The sequence below is a fragment of the Pseudomonas resinovorans NBRC 106553 genome, from assembly GCF_000412695.1.
In the GTDB taxonomy this organism is placed as follows: Bacteria; Pseudomonadota; Gammaproteobacteria; order Pseudomonadales; family Pseudomonadaceae; genus Metapseudomonas; species Metapseudomonas resinovorans_A.
This window is the reverse complement of the sequence record NC_021499.1, coordinates 3,383,005-3,400,341: the sequence shown is the minus strand read 5'-3', so window position 1 is coordinate 3,400,341 and position 17,337 is coordinate 3,383,005. Positions and strand designations below refer to the sequence as shown.

6 protein-coding genes are annotated in these 17,337 nt (G+C 68.5%); 3 read left to right on the top strand and 3 right to left on the bottom strand.

The window, feature by feature from the left end:
• Window positions 1-24: 24 nt before the first annotated feature.
• Entirely contained in the window at window positions 25-12,996 is a 12,972-nt protein-coding gene (locus tag PCA10_RS15245; RefSeq protein WP_016492958.1) for a non-ribosomal peptide synthase/polyketide synthase, read from the top strand.
• 69 nt (window positions 12,997-13,065) lie between these two features.
• Window positions 13,066-14,454 carry an aspartate aminotransferase family protein gene (locus PCA10_RS15240; protein WP_016492957.1) on the top strand — a complete coding sequence of 463 codons (1,389 nt, stop codon included), beginning with the start codon at window positions 13,066-13,068 and terminating at the stop codon, window positions 14,452-14,454.
• A 379-nt stretch (window positions 14,455-14,833) separates the two neighbouring features.
• Here PCA10_RS15240 and PCA10_RS15235 read toward each other — a convergent pair whose 3' ends face one another.
• A complete protein-coding gene (locus PCA10_RS15235) occupies window positions 14,834-15,388 on the bottom strand; it encodes a hypothetical protein (RefSeq protein ID WP_016492956.1) in 555 nt (184 codons plus the stop codon).
• Between the two features lie 262 nt (window positions 15,389-15,650).
• On the opposite strand from PCA10_RS15235, the gene PCA10_RS15230 reads away from it, so the two are divergent.
• Window positions 15,651-15,992, top strand: coding sequence for a hypothetical protein (locus PCA10_RS15230; protein ID WP_041770296.1), 342 nt, complete (start codon window positions 15,651-15,653; stop codon window positions 15,990-15,992).
• 68 nt (window positions 15,993-16,060) lie between these two features.
• On the opposite strand, the gene PCA10_RS29275 is transcribed toward PCA10_RS15230, so the two are convergent.
• Together PCA10_RS29275 and PCA10_RS15220 are read right to left on the bottom strand one after the other, a co-directional pair.
• Window positions 16,061-16,426, bottom strand: coding sequence for a hypothetical protein (locus PCA10_RS29275; protein ID WP_016492954.1), 366 nt, complete (start codon window positions 16,424-16,426; stop codon window positions 16,061-16,063).
• A 234-nt stretch (window positions 16,427-16,660) separates the two neighbouring features.
• Complete coding sequence (locus PCA10_RS15220; RefSeq protein ID WP_041770295.1) at window positions 16,661-17,053, bottom strand: response regulator transcription factor; 393 nt, start codon at window positions 17,051-17,053, stop codon at window positions 16,661-16,663.
• Window positions 17,054-17,337 lie beyond the last annotated feature (284 nt).

The following is a 17,337-nucleotide window of genomic DNA, read 5'->3' as shown; positions in this document are numbered from 1 at the left end:
GCCGTACTCAGGCAGGACAGAAAAATGATGGAAGTGTTCGATCTCCCAGGCACCCTGGTGGAGGCGCTGCAGCGTCGCGCTGCGGCGGAGCCGGAACGTATCGCGCTGCGGTTCCTTACCGAGGACCAGGGCACGGGTGAGGTGCTCGACTACCGCCAGCTCGACCAGCGCGCCCGCAGCATCGCCGCCGCGCTGCAACAGCGGACCGTGGCCGGGGATCGTGCCGTGCTGCTGTTCAACAGCGGCACGGACTACGTCGCCAGCTTCTTCGCCTGCCTGTATGCCGGCGTGATCGCGGTGCCGGCCTATCCGCCGGAATCCAACCGCCACCATCACCTGCAACGCCTGCATTCCATCCTCGACGACGCGCAGCCGCGCCTGGTGCTCACCTCCAGCGGCCTGGAAATCCAGTTGCAGACCGCTCTCGGCGAGCAGTCCGCCAGCCTGCTCTGCGTCGATCGCCTGGACCGGCAACTGGCCGAGGGCTTCCAGCCGGTGGCGCTGGCCGCCGACGACATCGCCTTCCTGCAGTACACCTCCGGTTCCACCTCGCTGCCCAAGGGTGTCGAGGTCAGCCACGGCAACCTGGTGGCCAACGAGAAGCTCATTCGCCACGGCTTTGGCATCGGCGCCGACGACGTGATCGTCAGCTGGCTGCCGCTCTACCACGACATGGGCCTGATCGGCGGCCTGCTGCAGGGCATCTGGAGCGGCGTGCCGGTGGTGCTGATGGCGCCGCAGTATTTCCTCGAGCGTCCGCTGCGTTGGCTGGAAGCCATCAGCCGGTACGGCGGCACCGTCAGCGGCGGCCCGGACTTCGCCTATCGCCTGTGCTGCGAGCGCATCAGCGAATCGGCCATGGCGCGCCTCGACCTGTCCGGCTGGCGCCTGGCCTTCTCCGGCTCCGAACCGATCCGCCAGGACAGCCTCGACGCCTTCGCCGCGCGCTTCACCGCCGCCGGGTTCGACCGTGGCGCCTGGTACGCCTGCTACGGCCTGGCCGAGGCCACCCTGTTCGTCAGCGGCGCGCGCCGTGGCCAGGGCATCAATATTCGTGAACTGGACGCTGAGGCGCTGGCCGCCAATCGCGCCGAACGCGGCAACGGCGCCACTGCCATCAGCTGCGGCTTCCCCCAACCCGAGCACCCGCTGCTGCTGGTGGACCCGCAGCAGGGCAATGTCCTGGAAGAAGGGCAGGTGGGCGAGATCTGGGTGAGCGGGGCGAGCATCGCCAAGGGCTACTGGCGCAACCCGGAGGCCAGCGCGCGTACCTTCGTCCAGCGTGACGGCCGCACCTGGCTGCGCACCGGCGACCTGGGCTTCGTGCTGGAGGGCGAGCTGCACGTCACCGGCCGCCTGAAGGACATGCTCATCGTCCGCGGCCACAACCTCTACCCGCAGGACATCGAACGCACCGTCGAAACCGAGGTGGAGATGGTGCGCAAGGGCCGGGTGGCCGCTTTCGCCGTGCAACACCAGGGCCGCGAAGCCATCGGCATCGCCGCCGAGATCGGTCGCCGTGTGCAGAAGATGGTGCCCCCGGACATCCTCGTGCGCATGGTTCGCCAGGCCGTGGCCGAAGCCCATCAGGAAAGCCCCGCCGTGGTGGTGTTGCTCAACCCCGGCGCGCTGCCCAAGACCTCCAGCGGCAAGCTGCAACGCTCCGCCTGCCGCACCCAGCTGGACGACGCCAGCCTCGACCACTACGCGCTGTTCCGTGACGGCGAGGCCATTCGGCAACCAGGCAGCGAGCCGGCGCCGGCCGCCGATGGCCGGGTGGCGCAGCTCTGGCGCGAACAGCTGGACGTGACCGAGCTCAGTGCCGGCGACAACTTCTTCGCCCTGGGCGGCAACTCCATTCGCGCGGTGCAGGTCATCGCCCGCCTGCGGGAAGAGTTGGGTGTGGCCCTGGACATGCGCCAGCTGTTCGAGGCACCGACCCTGGGCGAGTTCTCCGCCCTGGTGGAGCGCCTGGTGGCCGAAGGCGGCCAGGCCCGGGACAGCATCGCCCGACTCGACCGCCGCCAGCCCCTGGCCCAGTCCGCCGCGCAGAACCGCCTCTGGTTCCTCTGGCAGCTGGACCCGCAGAGCGCCGCCTACAACATCCCCGGCGCCCTGCGCCTGCGCGGTAACCTGGACGAGGCGGCGCTCACCCGTACCTTCGAGCAACTGGTGGCCCGCCACGAAGCCCTGCGCACCAGCTTCTTTGAGGTGGATGGCCAGGCGCTGCAGCGCATCCATCTGGCCGGTGCGTTCCAGCTCAGGCTGGTGGACCTGGAAGGCCAGCCGAACGCCGAGGCGCAAGCCCTGGCCCTGCGCGAAGCCGATGCCCTGGCCCCCTTCGACCTGGAACAGGGCCCGCCGCTGCGGGTCAGCCTGGTGCGTATCGCCGAGCGCGACCACCTGCTGCTGGTGACCCTGCACCACATCATCGCCGACGGCTGGTCGCTGAACCTGCTGCTGGACGAGTTCTCCCGCCTCTATGGCGCCCACGGCCTCGGCCAGCCAGCGGAGCTTCCGGCACTGCCGCTGCAATACGCCGACCTCGCCGCCTGGCAGAACCAGTGGCTGGCGGCGGGCGAGGGCGCCCGTCAGCTGGACTGGTGGAAGGCCCAGCTGGGCGACGAGCACCCGCTGCTCCTGCTGCCCACCGACCGACCGCGCACCCCGGACGCGCGCTATCGCGCCGGGCGCTACGGCATCCGCCTGGACAAGGCCCTGGCCGAACGCCTGCAGCAGTTGGCCCGCGACCACGACGCCAGTCTGTTCATGCTCCTGCTGGCCGGCTGGCAAGCCCTGCTGCACCGCTACAGCGGCCAGCGGGACATCCGCCTGGGCGTGCCCGGCGCCAACCGTGCGCGCCTGGAAAGCCACGGGCTGATCGGCTTCTTCATCAATACCCTGGTCCTGCGCGGCGAGCTGGACACGCGCATGCCCTTCGCGGCGCTTCTGGCCCAGGCACGCCAGGCCACCCTGGGCGCCCAGGCACACCAGCAGCTGCCCTTCGAGCAACTGCTCGAGGCCTGCCCCGAGGCCCGCGCCCAGGGCGGCCTGTTCCAGGTCATGTTCAACCACCAGCAACGGGACCAGCGCGCCCTGCAACGCCTGCCCGGGCTGTCGGCCGAGGCGTTGCCCTGGAACAGTCTGGACGCCAAGTTCGAGCTGCAACTGCAAAGCGAGGAAGACGAACGCGGGCGCATCAGCCTGTCCTTCGACTACGCCGTGGAGCTGTTCGACGAAGCCACCATCGCGCGCCTGGCCAGCCACTTCCAGCGCCTGCTCTGGCAAGTGGCCGAGCGGCCGGAACTGGCCATCGGCGATATCCAGCTGCTGGGCGACACCGAGCGCTCGCAGCTCGCCGTCTGGGGCAGCGCCCCCCGCGAGCGCGCCAGGTGCTGGCTGCCGGAGCTGATCGCCGAACAGGTGGCGCTGGGCGCCGAGCGCCCGCTGCTGCTGGGTGCCCAACCCCTGACCCTGGGTGAAGTGGATGCCCGCGCCAACCGCCTGGCCCATCGCCTGCGCGCCCTGGGCGTCGGCCCCGAGGTGCGCGTGGGGATCTGCGCCGAGCGTTCCAGCGAGATGTTGCTGGGCCTGCTGGCCATTCTCAAGGCCGGTGGCGCCTATGTGCCGCTGGACCCGGACTACCCCCGCGAGCGCCTGGCCTACATGGCCGAGGACAGCGGCATTCGCCTGCTGCTGACCCAGAGCTGGCTGGCCGCCCCGGCGCTGCCGGCCGGAGTGCAGCGGCTGGACCTGGACCAGGCGGACGTCGCCGATCTGCCGGCCACCGCGCCGGCACTGGAGCTGCACGGCGAAAGCCTCGCCTATGTCATCTACACCTCCGGCTCCACCGGCAAGCCCAAGGGCGTTGGCGTGACCCACGCGGCCCTGGCCGAGCGCCTGCTGTGGATGCGCGACACCTACGGCTTCGGCGCCGCCGATGTGTTCATGCAGAAGGCCCCGGTGAGCTTCGACGTTTCGGTCTGGGAATGCTTCCTGCCGCTGCTCTGCGGCAGCCGCCTGCTGCTGGCCGCCCCCGGCGAGCACCGGGACCCGGCGCGCCTGGTGGCGCGGGTGCGCGAGCACGGGGTGACCGTGCTGCACTTCGTGCCGGCGCTGCTGCAGCTGTTCGTCGAGGAGCCTGGCCTGGCCGACTGCTCCAGCCTGCGCCTGCTGTTCTCCGGCGGCGAGGCGCTGTCGGCGGAGCTGCGCGAGCGGGTCTTCGAGCGACTGCCGGCGGTGAGCCTGCACAACCGCTACGGCCCCAGCGAAACCACCATCAACGTCAGCCATTGGCATTGCCAGGCGGGCGAGGGCGCCTCGGTGCCCATCGGCCGCCCGCTGGGCAACGTGCAGTGCCAGGTGCTCGACGACAATCTCGAACCCGTGGTGCCCGGTGTGGCCGGGGAACTCTGCATCGGCGGCCTGGGCCTGGCCCGTGGCTACCTCGGGCGCCCCGGGCTGTCGGCCGAACGCTTCGTGCCCAACCCGGACGGCAGCGGCACGCGCCTCTACCGCACCGGCGACCTGGCGCGCTGGCGCGCTGACGGGGTACTGGAGTACCTCGGCCGTGTCGACCAGCAGGTGAAGCTGCGCGGTTTCCGCATCGAGCTGGAAGAAATCGAAGCCTGCCTGCTGGCCCAGGCCGGCGTGCGCCAGGCCGTGGTTGTTCTGCGCGATAGCCAGGCCGGTCCGCAGCTGGTTGGCTACCTGGTGGCCGACGGCGCCGACGAGGAAGCCCTCCTGGCTCGCCTGAAGGACGCCCTGCAGCAAGCCCTGCCGGACTATATGGTGCCGGCGCACCTGCTGCGCCTGGACGCCATGCCGCTGTCGCCGTCCGGCAAGCTGGAGCGCAAGGCCCTGCCCGAACCCCAGTGGCGCCAGCGCGCGCACCGGGCGCCGCAATCGGCAGTGGAACAACGCCTGGCGGCCATCTGGAGCGAGGTGCTGGGCGTGGCCCGGGTCGGTCTGGATGACGACTTCTTCGAACTGGGCGGCCACTCCCTGCTGGCCACCCAGATCGTTTCCCGCAGCCGCCAGGCCTTCGACATCGAACTGCCGTTGCGCGCCTTGTTCGACGCCAGCCGCCTTGCCGCCTTCGCCTCGCGTGTGGAGCAGGCCCTGGCCACGGGGCAGCGCGACAGCCAGGGCGCCATCGCCCGGGTCGACCGCAGCCTGCCGCAAGCCTTGTCCTATTCCCAGCAGCGCATGTGGTTCCTCTGGCAGATGGAGCCGGGCAGCCCGGCCTACAACGTGGGCGGTGTGGCTCGCATAGGCGGCGCGCTGGATGCCGACCGCTTCGAGGCCGCCCTGCAGGCGCTGATCGCTCGTCACGAAACCCTGCGCACCACTTTCCCCAGCGTGGCGGGCGTGCCGCAGCAGCGGGTGTCCGACGACGCCGGCCTGCCTATCCAGCACCATGACTTGTCGCACCTGCCGGCCGAGTCGTTCCAGGCGCGCCTGGAGGCCTTCGCCGATGCCGAGGCGCACCAGCCCTTCGACCTGGAGCGGGGGCCGCTGCTGCGGGCCCACCTGGTCAAGGCCGAGGCCCAGGTGCATTACCTGGTGGTGACCCTGCACCACATCGTCACCGAGGGCTGGGCGATGGACATCTTCGCCCGCGAACTGGCCGAGCTCTACGCCGCCCAGCTTGAAGGCCGTGACGCCGAGCTGGCGCCGCTGCCGGTGCAGTACCTGGACTACAGCCAGTGGCACCGCCAGTGGCTGGAAGGTGGCGAGATGCAACGCCAGCTGGACTACTGGCAGGCCCAGTTGGGCGGCGAGCAGCCGCTGCTGGAACTGCCCGCCGACCGCCCGCGGCCGCCGGTGCAGAGCCACCAGGGCGACCTGCTGCGCTTCGACCTGGACGACGCCCTGGCCGCTCGCGTGCGCGCCTTCAACGCCGAGCATGGCCTGACCATGTTCATGACCATGACCGCCGCCCTCGGCCTGCTGCTGTATCGCTACAGCGGCCAGGACGACCTGCGCATCGGCGCACCGGTGGCCAACCGCATCCGCCCGGAGAGCGAAGGGCTGATCGGTGCCTTCCTCAATACCCAGGTCCTGCGGGTACAACCCCGTGGCCTGATGAGCGTGCGCGAGCTGCTGGAACAGGTGCGCCAGGTGGCCATCGAGGCGCAGTCCCACCAGGACCTGCCCTTCGACCACCTGGTGGAAGCCCTGCAACCCCAGCGCAGCGCCGCCTACAACCCGCTGTTCCAGGTGATGTGCAACGTCCAGCGCTGGGAGTTCCAGCAGACCCGTGACGTCGCCGGCCTGAAGCTCGAGTACATCGCCAACGACGCCCGTGCCACCAAGTTCGATCTGAACCTGGAAGTCACCGACCTGGACGAGCGCCTGGGCTGCTGCCTGACCTACAGCTGCGACCTGTTCGACCGCCCGCGCATCGCGCGCATGGCCGAGCACTGGCAGAACCTGCTGCGGGCCATGCTCGATACGCCGGATGCACGCCTGGCCGAGCTACCGCTGTTCGCCGCCGAGGAAAGTGCCGCGTTGCTGGCCGCCCATCGCCAGGGCACCGATGCCTATCCGCTGGAGGGCACGGTGCAGCAACTGTTCGAGCGCCAGGCCCTGGCCACGCCGGACGCCCCGGCGCTGACCTTCGCCGGGCAGACCCTCGGCTACGCTGAACTCAACGCCCGCGCCAACCAGCTGGCTCGCCGCCTGGTGGAGCTGGGCGTGGGACCGGAAGTGCGGGTCGGCCTGGCCCTGGAGCGCTCCCTGGAAATGGTGGTGGGGCTGCTCGCCATCCTCAAGGCCGGTGGCGCCTATGTGCCCCTGGACCCGGAATACCCGCTGGACCGCTTGCGCTACATGGTGGAGGACAGCGGCATCGCCTTGCTGCTCGGCCATGCCGCGCTGCTGGACGCCCTGGGCGAACTGCCCCTCGGCGTGCAGGGCTGGTGCGTGGAGCGCGACAGCGCGGCCCTGGCCGGCTACGCCCGCGACAACCTGGCTCCGCGTAGCGGCGCCGAGCACCTGGCCTACGTCATCTACACCTCGGGTTCCACCGGCCAGCCCAAGGGCGTCGGCGTGGCCCAGGGCGCCATCGCCATGCACCTGCGGGCGGTGATCGCCGACTTCGGCATGCGCAGCGACGATTGCGAGCTGCACTTCTATTCCATCAACTTCGACGCCGCCAGCGAACGCCTGCTGGCACCCTTGCTGTGCGGTGCGCGGGTAGTGCTGCGGGCCCAGGGACAGTGGGGCGCCGAGGACATCTGCGGGCTGATCCGCGAGCAGGGCGTGACCATCCTCGGCTTCACCCCCAGCTATGGCTGCCAGCTGGCCCAGTGGCTGGGCGGGCGCGGCGAGCAATTGCCGGTGCGCCTGTGCATCACCGGTGGCGAGGCACTCACCCCCGAGTACCTGCAGGGCATCCGCGCGGCCTTCGCGCCGCAGCGTTTCTTCAACGCCTATGGCCCCACCGAAACCGTGGTCATGCCGTTGGCCAGCCTGGCACCGGAACAACTGGATGCGACCGCGAGCAGTGTTCCCATCGGCAAGGTGGTGGGCGCCCGCGCCCTCTACGTGCTGGACGCCGACCTCAACCTGCTGCCGCCGGGTGCCACCGGCGAGCTCTACGTGGGCGGCGAAGGCCTGGCCCGTGGTTACCACCAGCGTCCGAGCCTCACCGCCGAGCGCTTCGTCGCCGATCCCTTCGGCGGCCAGGGTGGTCGCCTGTACCGCACCGGCGACCTGGTGCGCCAGCGCAACGACGGGCTGATCGAGTACGTCGGGCGCATCGACCATCAGGTGAAGATTCGCGGCTTCCGTATCGAACTCGGCGAGATCGAGGCGCGCCTGCAAGCCTTGCCGGGCGTACGCGAGGCCGTGGTACTGGCCCTGGATAGCCCCTCCGGCAAGCAACTGGTGGGCTACCTGCTGGCCGAGGACGCGACCCTGGCCAGCGCCGATGGCGAACGCCAGGCGGCCTTCCGCGAACAACTGAAGACCCAGCTCAAGGCGCTGCTGCCGGATTACATGGTGCCGCCGCACCTGGTGCTGCTGGAGCGCATGCCCCTGACCGCCAACGGCAAGCTGGACCGCAAGGCCCTGCCGGCGCCGGACCTGGAGCAGGGCCGCCAGGCCTATGCCGCGCCGCGCAGCCCGCGTGAGGAACAACTGGCCGCCATCTGGCGCGAGGTGTTGAACCTCGAACAGGTGGGCATCCACGACAACTTCTTCGAACTGGGCGGTGACTCCATCCTCTCCATCCAGGTGGTGAGCCGAGCGCGGGAACTGGGTATCCACTTCACGCCCAAGGACCTGTTCCGCTTCCAGACCGTGCAGAGCCTCGCCGAGGCGGCCCAGGACGGCCCGCGCAAGGAGGCCGCCGCCATCGAGCAGGGCCCGCTGAGCGGCAATGCCGGGCTGACGCCCATCCAGCACTGGTTCTTCGACGGCCGCGTGGCCGGCCTGGACCACTGGAACCAGGCGCTGCTGTTGGAACCCACCCAACCCCTGGAGCCGCACCTGCTGGAGCGCGCCCTCGAACGGCTGCTGGAACAGCACGACGCCCTGCGCCTGGGCTTCAGCGCCAATGCCAGCGGCTGGAGCGCCGCCTACCGCGCGCCTGAAACCGCCCAGGGCCTGCTCTGGCAGCGCCAGGTGAAGGATGCCGACGAGCGCCTGGCGCTCTTCGAAAGCGCCCAGTGCAGCCTCGACATCGGCCAGGGCCCGCTGCTACGCGCCGTGCTGGCCGAAGGGCCGGGGGATCAACGCCGCCTGCTGCTGGCCATCCATCACCTGGTGGTGGATGGGGTGTCCTGGCGCGTACTGCTGGAAGACCTGCAGAGCCTCTACCGGCAACTGGCTGAAGGCCGCGAGCCGAAACTGCCGGCCAAGACCAGTGCCCTCGGCGACTGGAGCGCGCGCCTGGCGGCCTACGCCAGCAGCGAATCCCTGCGCGAGGAGCAGGCCTGGTGGCAAACCCAGCTCGCCGGCCCATCCGCCGAGCCGCCACGCCAGGACGCCAACGGCGACAACAGCGAAGGCCATGCTCGCAGCGTGACCCTGCGCCTGGACGCCAGCCATACCCGCGCATTGCTGCAACAGGCGCCGGCGGCCTACCGCACCCAGGTCAACGACTTGCTGCTGACCGCCCTGGCCCGCGTGCTGTGCCGCTGGATCGGCAGCGACTCGGTGCTGGTCCAGCTGGAGGGCCATGGCCGCGAGGCGCTGTTCGACGAGATCGACCTGACCCGCAGCGTCGGCTGGTTCACCAGTGCCTACCCGCTGCGCCTGACCCCGGCCGCCAGCCTTGGCGAGTCGATCAAGGCGATCAAGGAACAGCTGCGCGCGGTGCCCCACAAGGGCCTCGGCCACGGTGTGCTGCGCTACCTGGCCGACGCCGGGTTGCGCCAGGCCATGGCCGCGCTGCCCCAGGCGCGGATCACCTTCAACTACCTGGGCCAGTTCGACCAGAGCTTCGGCGCTGACGCGCTGTTCCGCCCGCTGGAAGAAGCGGCCGGCGCCCAGCACGACCCGGCCTCGCCGCTGCCCAACTGGCTCAGCGTCGATGGCCAGGTCTACGGCGGCGAGCTGCAACTGCGCTGGACCTTCAGCGAGCGGCTGTTCGCGCCGGCCGCCATCGAACGCCTGGCGGCGGACTACCAGGCCGAGCTGCAGGCGGTCCTGGCCCATTGCCTGGAGGATGCCGCCGGTGGCGTCACGCCGTCGGACTTCCCCCTGGCGCACCTGTCCCAGGCGCAACTGGACAGCGTCGCCCTGGCGCCCCAGGAAATCGCCGACATCTACCCGCTCACCTCCATGCAGGAGGGCCTGCTGCTGCACACCCTGCTGGAGCCGGGCTCGGGCATCTACTTCATGCAGGACCGCTACACCATCAACAGCGCCATCGACTTCCCGCGTTTCGCCGCCGCCTGGCACGCGGTGATCGATCGCCACGAAGCGCTGCGCGCCTCGTTCTGGTGGAACAGCGGCGAGAACATGCAGCAGGTCATCCATCGCCGCAGTACCACAGCCATCGAGTTGCTGGACTGGAGCGCCGAGCCCGAGGAAGGTCACGAGCAACGCCTGCGCGACCTGCTCAAGGCCGAGCGCGAGGCCGGCTTCAACCTGCTGGAGGAAGCGCCGTTCCGCCTGCGCCTGATCCGCCTGAACGATGCCTGCCACTGGTTCATCATGAGCAACCACCACATCCTCATCGATGCCTGGTGCCGTTCGCTGCTGATGGGCGACTTCCTGGAAATCTACGGCGCCCTGGGCGAAGGTCGCGAGGTACGGCTGCCAACGCCGCCGCGCTACCGCGACTACATCGCCTGGCTGCAACAGCAGGACGCCCGCGCCGCCGCCGATTTCTGGCGCGACAACCTGCGGGGCTTCGAGCGCGCCAGCTACATCCCCAGCGACCGGCCCTTCCTGCGGGACAACGGCGCCATGCTGGTGGGCGACCGCATCATCCGGCTCAAGGTGGAGGAGGGCGCACGCCTGCGGGAGCTGGCCCAGCGTCACCAGCTCACCATCAACACCTTCGCCCAGGCGGCCTGGGCCCTGGTGCTGCGCCGCTACGGCGGCGAGCGCGACGTGCTGTTCGGTGTGACCGTGGCCGGACGCCCGGTGGCCATGCCGGAAATGCAGCGCACGGTGGGGCTGTTCATCAACAGCATTCCGCTGCGGGTGCCGATGCCGGCCGTGGGTGAGCGCCGCAGCGTGCGCGACTGGTTGCAGTCGCTGCTGGAGCACAACCTGGCGCTGCGCGAGTACGAATACCTGCCGCTGGTGAAGGTGCAGGAGTGCAGCGAACTGCCCAAGGGCCAGCCGCTGTTCGACAGCCTCTTCGTGTTCGAGAACGCCCCCGTGGAAGTCTCGGTGCTGGACCGCGCCCAGAGCCTGTCGGCCAGTTCGGAGTCGGGCCGTACCCACACCAACTTCCCGCTCACCGTGGTCTGCTACCCGGGCGACGACCTCGGCCTGCACCTGTCCTACGACCGGCGCTTCTTCGAGGAAGCGACCATCGACACGCTGCTGGGCGAGTTCAAGCGCCTGCTGCTGGCCCTGGCCGAGCACATCGGCAGCGATTTCGCCGAATTGCCGTTGCTCGGCGATGAGGAACGCGGCTTCCTGCTGCAGGGCTGCAACAGCACCGAGCGCGCCTATCCCCTGGACCAGGGCTATGTGCGCCTGTTCGAAGCCAAGGTGGCCGAGCACCCGCACAAGCCGGTCGCCACCTGCCAGGGCCAGGCCTGGAACTACGACACGCTGAACCGCCGCGCCAACCGCCTGGGGCACGCCCTGGTGGCGGCCGGGGTGCGCGTCGACCAGCCGGTGGCGCTGCTGGGCGAACGTAGCCTGGACCTGCTGGGCATGATGGTCGGCGCCTTCAAGGCGGGCGGCGGCTACCTGCCGCTGGACCCGGGCCACCCGGCCCAGCGCCTGGTCGACATTCTCGAACGCAGCCGCGCGCCGGCCCTGGTCTGCAGCCGCGCCTGCGAGACTCAGGCCCGCGAGCTGCTGGAAGGCCTCAACTGTGCCAATCGCCCGCGCCTGCTGGTGTGGGAGACGGTGCAGGAGGGCGCGGCCAACGAGGGCGACCTGGGCATCCACAGCGGCCCGCAGAACCTCGCTTACATCATCTTCACCTCGGGCTCCACCGGGCAGCCCAAGGGGGTGATGGTGGAGCAGGCCGGCATGCTCAACAACCAGCTGAGCAAGGTGCCCTACCTCGCCCTCGGCGAAGACGACGTGATCGCCCAGACCGCTTCGCAGAGCTTCGATATCTCGGTCTGGCAGTTCCTCACCGCACCGCTTTGCGGCGGCCAGGTGGACATAGTGCCCAACGCCATCGCCCATGATCCCCTGGCGTTGCTGGCCCATGTGCGTTCCCGTGGCATCACGGTGCTGGAGAGCGTGCCGTCGCTGATCCAGGGCATGCTCGCCGAGGAGGCGCTGGACCTGTCCGGCCTGCGCTGGATGCTGCCCACCGGCGAAGCCATGCCGCCGGAACTGGCGCGCCAGTGGCTTCAGCGTTACCCGGCCATCGGCCTGGTGAACGCCTACGGCCCGGCGGAATGCTCGGACGACGTGGCGCTGTTCCGCGTCGACCTGGCGGCCACCGAAGGCACCTACCTGCCCATCGGCACGCCCACCGACAACAACCGTCTCTACCTGCTGGACGCGGAACTGCAACCGGTGCCCCTGGGCGCGGTGGGCGAACTCTGCGTGACCGGCACCGGGGTGGGCCGTGGCTATGCCGGCGACCCGCTGCGCAGTGCCCAGGTGTTCATGCCCGACCCCTTCGGGGCGCCGGGTGAGCGCCTGTACCGCACCGGCGACCTGGCGCGGCGCCGCCTGGACGGCGTGCTGGAGTACGTCGGGCGCATCGATCACCAGGTGAAGATCCGTGGCTACCGCATCGAGCTGGGCGAGATCGAGGCACGGCTGCACGCCCATCCCGAGGTGCGCGACGGCGCAGTGGCGGTGCAGGACGGCATCACCGGCAAGCAGCTGGTGGGCTATGTGGTGCCGGTGGACCCGCAGGTGGACGCGGCCGGGCTGCGCGAGCGGCTCAAGCAGGCGCTCAAGGCGGTGCTGCCGGACTACATGGTCCCGCTGCACTGGCTGCAACTGCCCGAACTGCCCCACAACGCCAACGGCAAGCTCGACCGCAAGCGCCTGCCGGCCCTGGACATCGGCCAGAGCCAGGGAGCCTTCCAGGCGCCGCGCAACGAGCTGGAAGACAGCCTCGCCGGCATCTGGCGCGAGGTTCTCAAGGTGGAGCGGGTAGGGGTGACCGACAACTTCTTCGAACTGGGCGGGCACTCGCTGCTGGCCACGCAGATCGCCTCGCGGGTGCAGAAGACCCTGCAACGCAACGTGCCGCTGCGGGCCATGTTCGAGTGCGCCACGGTGGAGGAGCTGGCGCGCTACATCGAATCGCTGGAAGACAGCGCCATCAGCGAACAGAAGGCCAGCCGGCTGGACGACCTGATGGCGAGCCTGGAAGCGCTCTGATCACAACCAGCGCCGTCGGGGCCACAAGCACTGGCGGCGCATCAGACAACACGAGTCAAGGGTAAGACCATGCAAGCCACCGCAGAGCAACTGAACATCGAAACCGAAGCCCTCTACAGCTTCGAGGAAAACCCGCTGCTGCAACGTCAGAAGCAGCAGGAGTCCAACGCCCGCAGCTACCCGCGGCGCATTCCCCTGGCGCTGAAACGCGCCCGCGGCATCCATGTCGAGGACGTCGAGGGGCGCACCTTCATCGACTGCCTGGCCGGTGCCGGTACCCTGGCGTTGGGGCACAACCACCCGGTGGTGGTGGAAGCCATCCACAAGGTGCTGGCCGATGAACTGCCGCTTCACACCCTGGACCTGACCACCCCGGTGAAGGACGCCTTCGTCCAGGACCTGTTCGCCGTGCTGCCGCCGGCCTTCGCGCAGAAAGCCAAGATCCAGTTCTGCGGCCCCACCGGCACCGACGCGGTGGAAGCCGCGCTCAAGCTGGTGCGCACCGCCACCGGCCGCAGCAACGTGCTGGCCTTCCAGGGCGGCTACCACGGCATGAGCCAGGGCGCCCTCAGCCTGATGGGCAGCCTGGGGCCGAAGAAGGCCCTCGGCGGCATCCTCGCCAACAACGTGCAGTTCCTGCCGTTCCCCTACGACTTCCGCTGCCCCTTCGGCCTGGGCGGCCAGCAGGGCGTGGAGGTGGGGCTGCGCTACATCGAGAACCTCCTGACCGACCCCGAGGGCGGCGTGCTGCCGCCGGCGGCGATCATAGTCGAGGCGGTGCAGGGGGAGGGCGGCGTGATCCCGGCCCAGGACGCCTGGCTGCGCGGCCTGCGGGAAATCACCGCGCGCCAGGGCATCGCCCTGATCATCGACGAGATCCAGAGCGGCTTCGCCCGCACCGGGCGGATGTTCGCCTTCGAGCACGCCAGCATCGTCCCGGACGTGGTGGTGCTGTCCAAGGCCATCGGCGGCAGCCTGCCGCTGTCGGTGATGGTCTACCAGGACTGGCTCGACCAGTGGCAGCCGGGTGCCCACGCCGGCACCTTCCGGGGCAACCAGATGGCCATGGCCGCCGGCTCGGCGGTGATCCGCTTCCTCGACCAGGAGAATATCCCGGCCCACGCCGCCGCCATGGGCCAGCGCCTGCGCAGCCACCTGCACAGCCTCCAGGCCGATTACCCGCACCTGGGCGACATTCGTGGCCGTGGCTTGATGCTCGGCGTGGAAGTGGTGGACCCCAGCGGCACCCGCGACGTGCTCGGCCATGCCCCGGCGTTCACCAAGCTGGCGTCCTTCATCCAGAACGAGTGCCTCAAGCGTGGCCTGATCCTCGAACTGGGCGGCCGCCATGGCTGCGTGGTGCGCTTCCTGCCGCCGCTGATCATCACCGCCGAGCAGGTGGACGAAGTGGCCGAGCGCTTCGCCGCCGCGCTGAAGGCGGCGGTGCAAAGGCTCTGATCGCAGGCGGGCAGTCCTTTGGTGGATGGAAAAGCGCCATCCACCCTACGGGGATGCTCTCGTAGGATGGGTTGAGGTACGAAACCCATCGGGCTTGGCTGAAGGGGGCGAATTTCCGCTGTGGGTAGCCCGGATGCAATCCGGGGAATGCTCGAAACCGCTCCCGGATTTCATCCGGGCTACGCGTAGCGACCTGAGGGTCCGTTGGTGGATGGAAAAGCGCCATCCACCCTACGGGGCTGCTCTTGTAGGATGGGTTGAGGTACGAAACCCATCGAGCTTGGCTGAAGGGGGCGAAATTCCGCTGTGGGTAGCCCGGATGCAATCCGGGGAGAGCCCTGTTGGTTCTCCCGGATTTCATCCGGGCTACGCGTTCCGGCTAGATGGTGCGCTTGAACTGGTGCCAGCGATGCTGCCAGGAAACTATCCAGTGCGGCGACGCCGAGCCGGTGCCGGCCAGGCGCAGTTGCGGGTGGTGGTTGATCACGCGATCAAGGAGCGGTTCCTGCTCCGGGTCCACGTCGACGAAGAACAGGTGTTCGCCTTCCCGGACCTTCTCCTTGAGGCTGCGGAAGTGGGCGTTGGGCACCTGGATGCCGAAGAAGCCGCCTTCCCAGATGCAGAAGCCCAGCACCACCACGGCAAGAAATATGAACGGTACCCAACCGGCCGGCGTTTCGGTCCAGCCGGCCAACCAGGCACCGAGCAGGACCAGGGCGGCCAGGGGCACGCCGATGGCCGCGCCGATCTCGCCGGAATGGACCACGTCCTGCTTCATGAATGAATTCACATCGTGGAGATGGTGCTGTTCGACATCGGCATCCCTGTCGCTCAACACATGGATCTGCTCGGTGTTGATGCCGCTGGCCTCGAGTTCGCTCTCGAGGTCTTCCAGTTCATCGAGGTTGTCGCTGATGTAGTAGTGCCGATTCATCACACACCTCCGGGCTGTTGTTCGAAGTTGTATGCCGTCTCCCGTAGTCGCTGGTTTTATTCCTGATGGTTGTAATCGAAAGAAGTGTGAAAATTCACGGTTCTTTCAGTGGAAAATTATAGCACCCGGAGTCATTGGTATTGGCTGAAGCCCTTGCCCGGCGCGGCTTTTGGCGATTACTGACGTATTCCTCGGCCAAGCCTTGTCTAAACTGGTGATTGAACATCAGGCGCGCTGACGCCCAAGTCCAGGAGACAGCCAGATGAACACCTTGACGATCAAAAGCTGGTGCAGGCCCGACGGTGCGGAACGTTCCATACCCATGGGCGACGTACATTTCCACGTTCAGGAAGCCGACCATTTGCGTCTCGAGCAGGCCGAGGAACGCCTGCAGCAAACCCACGAGCCGGAGGCCATTGTCGACACCACCACGGAAGGCCTGAGGCTGGTCACCCCCAGCGAGTGCGGCACCCTCTCCGATGTGCAGTTCCGCGTGTTCCTCAGCAAGGGTGACGAGCGCGGCCAGTTCCACCTGGTGGGGCACCGCGAGAGCGACGGCAGCCTGGTTTACACCAATGCGGTGATGATCGACCAACTGGGTTAGGGCCGGCCTCGGCCGGGCCGATCGACGCCTGCCCACTGGCGTCGATGCAAGGCGTGGGTGAAGCGCTTTCACCCACGCCTTTTTTCGTCGCCGAAGGAGATGGCTGGTACGCCGATGCTGATCCGCAGGGCGATGCGTGGCTCGCGCTCGGCGCGGCCTGGCAATGCCGCCCGGCAGGGCTGGAACTGCATCGTGCGGGTGAGGCCGAAGGACCGTCCTTTGGCCGGGCGGGAGCCGCGCGGCGCCAGCTCCAGGCTGATGGCCGTGGGGCGAAGGAAGGTCGGGAGCTGGGTCAGCACCAGGCCGATCAGCGACACATAGGTATCGAGGCCGTAGGCGATCAGCAGCCCGGTCACCAGCATGGCCACGGCGGCCTTGAGCAACTGGCGGGACAGCTTCAGTGCCCGCCCGGGTGAGTCGAAGAAGCTGAACATGATCAGTTCCTCCTCGGAAGTTGCAGCGAATCGATCAAGAACCTGTGCGTCGTTTCTTCAGCGTCGGCGGGACGAGCTTGCGGTGTTCACCACCTGGATTCGTCCGCTATGGGGTGATGGTATTCGTGGCTACTTTCGGGCGCACTTCTACATCGGGTCGATGAACTAGTGCATCAGTCGAGGGGGGCTATACGAAGGTATTTTTCGCGTGCCGGGGGAGCCAGCGGGATGGGCTCAGAGCGGTTGGCCGAGGGCCGTTTCGACGCAGCTCAGCAAGCGCTCGGCTTCGAAGGGTTTCGGCAGGCAGGCGATCAGCCCCTGGGTGTCCGGGGCGGCGCGCGGAAGCTCCCCGGGAAAGGCGGTGATGAAGATGGTGGGAATGTTGAAACCCATGGCGATGAGTCGCTCACGCAGGGTGATGCCGCACATGCCCGGCATCTGGATATCGGAAATCAGGCACTGGGTTTCGGCGGGGCCGGTGGAATTCAGGAACTCCAGGGCGTCGCAATAGGTACGGGCCTGGTAGCCGCTGGACCTCAGCAGGCTCTCCAATGCCATGCGAATGGACTCATCATCATCGACTACTGAAATGACAGCCTTATTGCGCATCTGAGTGTCCTGCATCATGGAGGGCGCGCGAACGGCGCCTGTCTTGATTTCACCATACCCGGTCTTTAAGCACGGAGAACTATACCTACGTATAGCTCCACCTAGACCTAGGTGTGCACGGCGGGCGCCGCAATCAATGGAAACAGCTTCGCGCCGGGGCGGCGGGCCCGAGGCGCAACCCGCGTCGCGCCGGGCTTCGATGGCCGGAAACCAGGGTTGCTTGGCATGGTCGCCGACGGCCGGAGCGCGCTAGCATGCCGGTTTTGGGGGCGTTGCGACGTCAGCGGCCTTTCCGCTAGCTT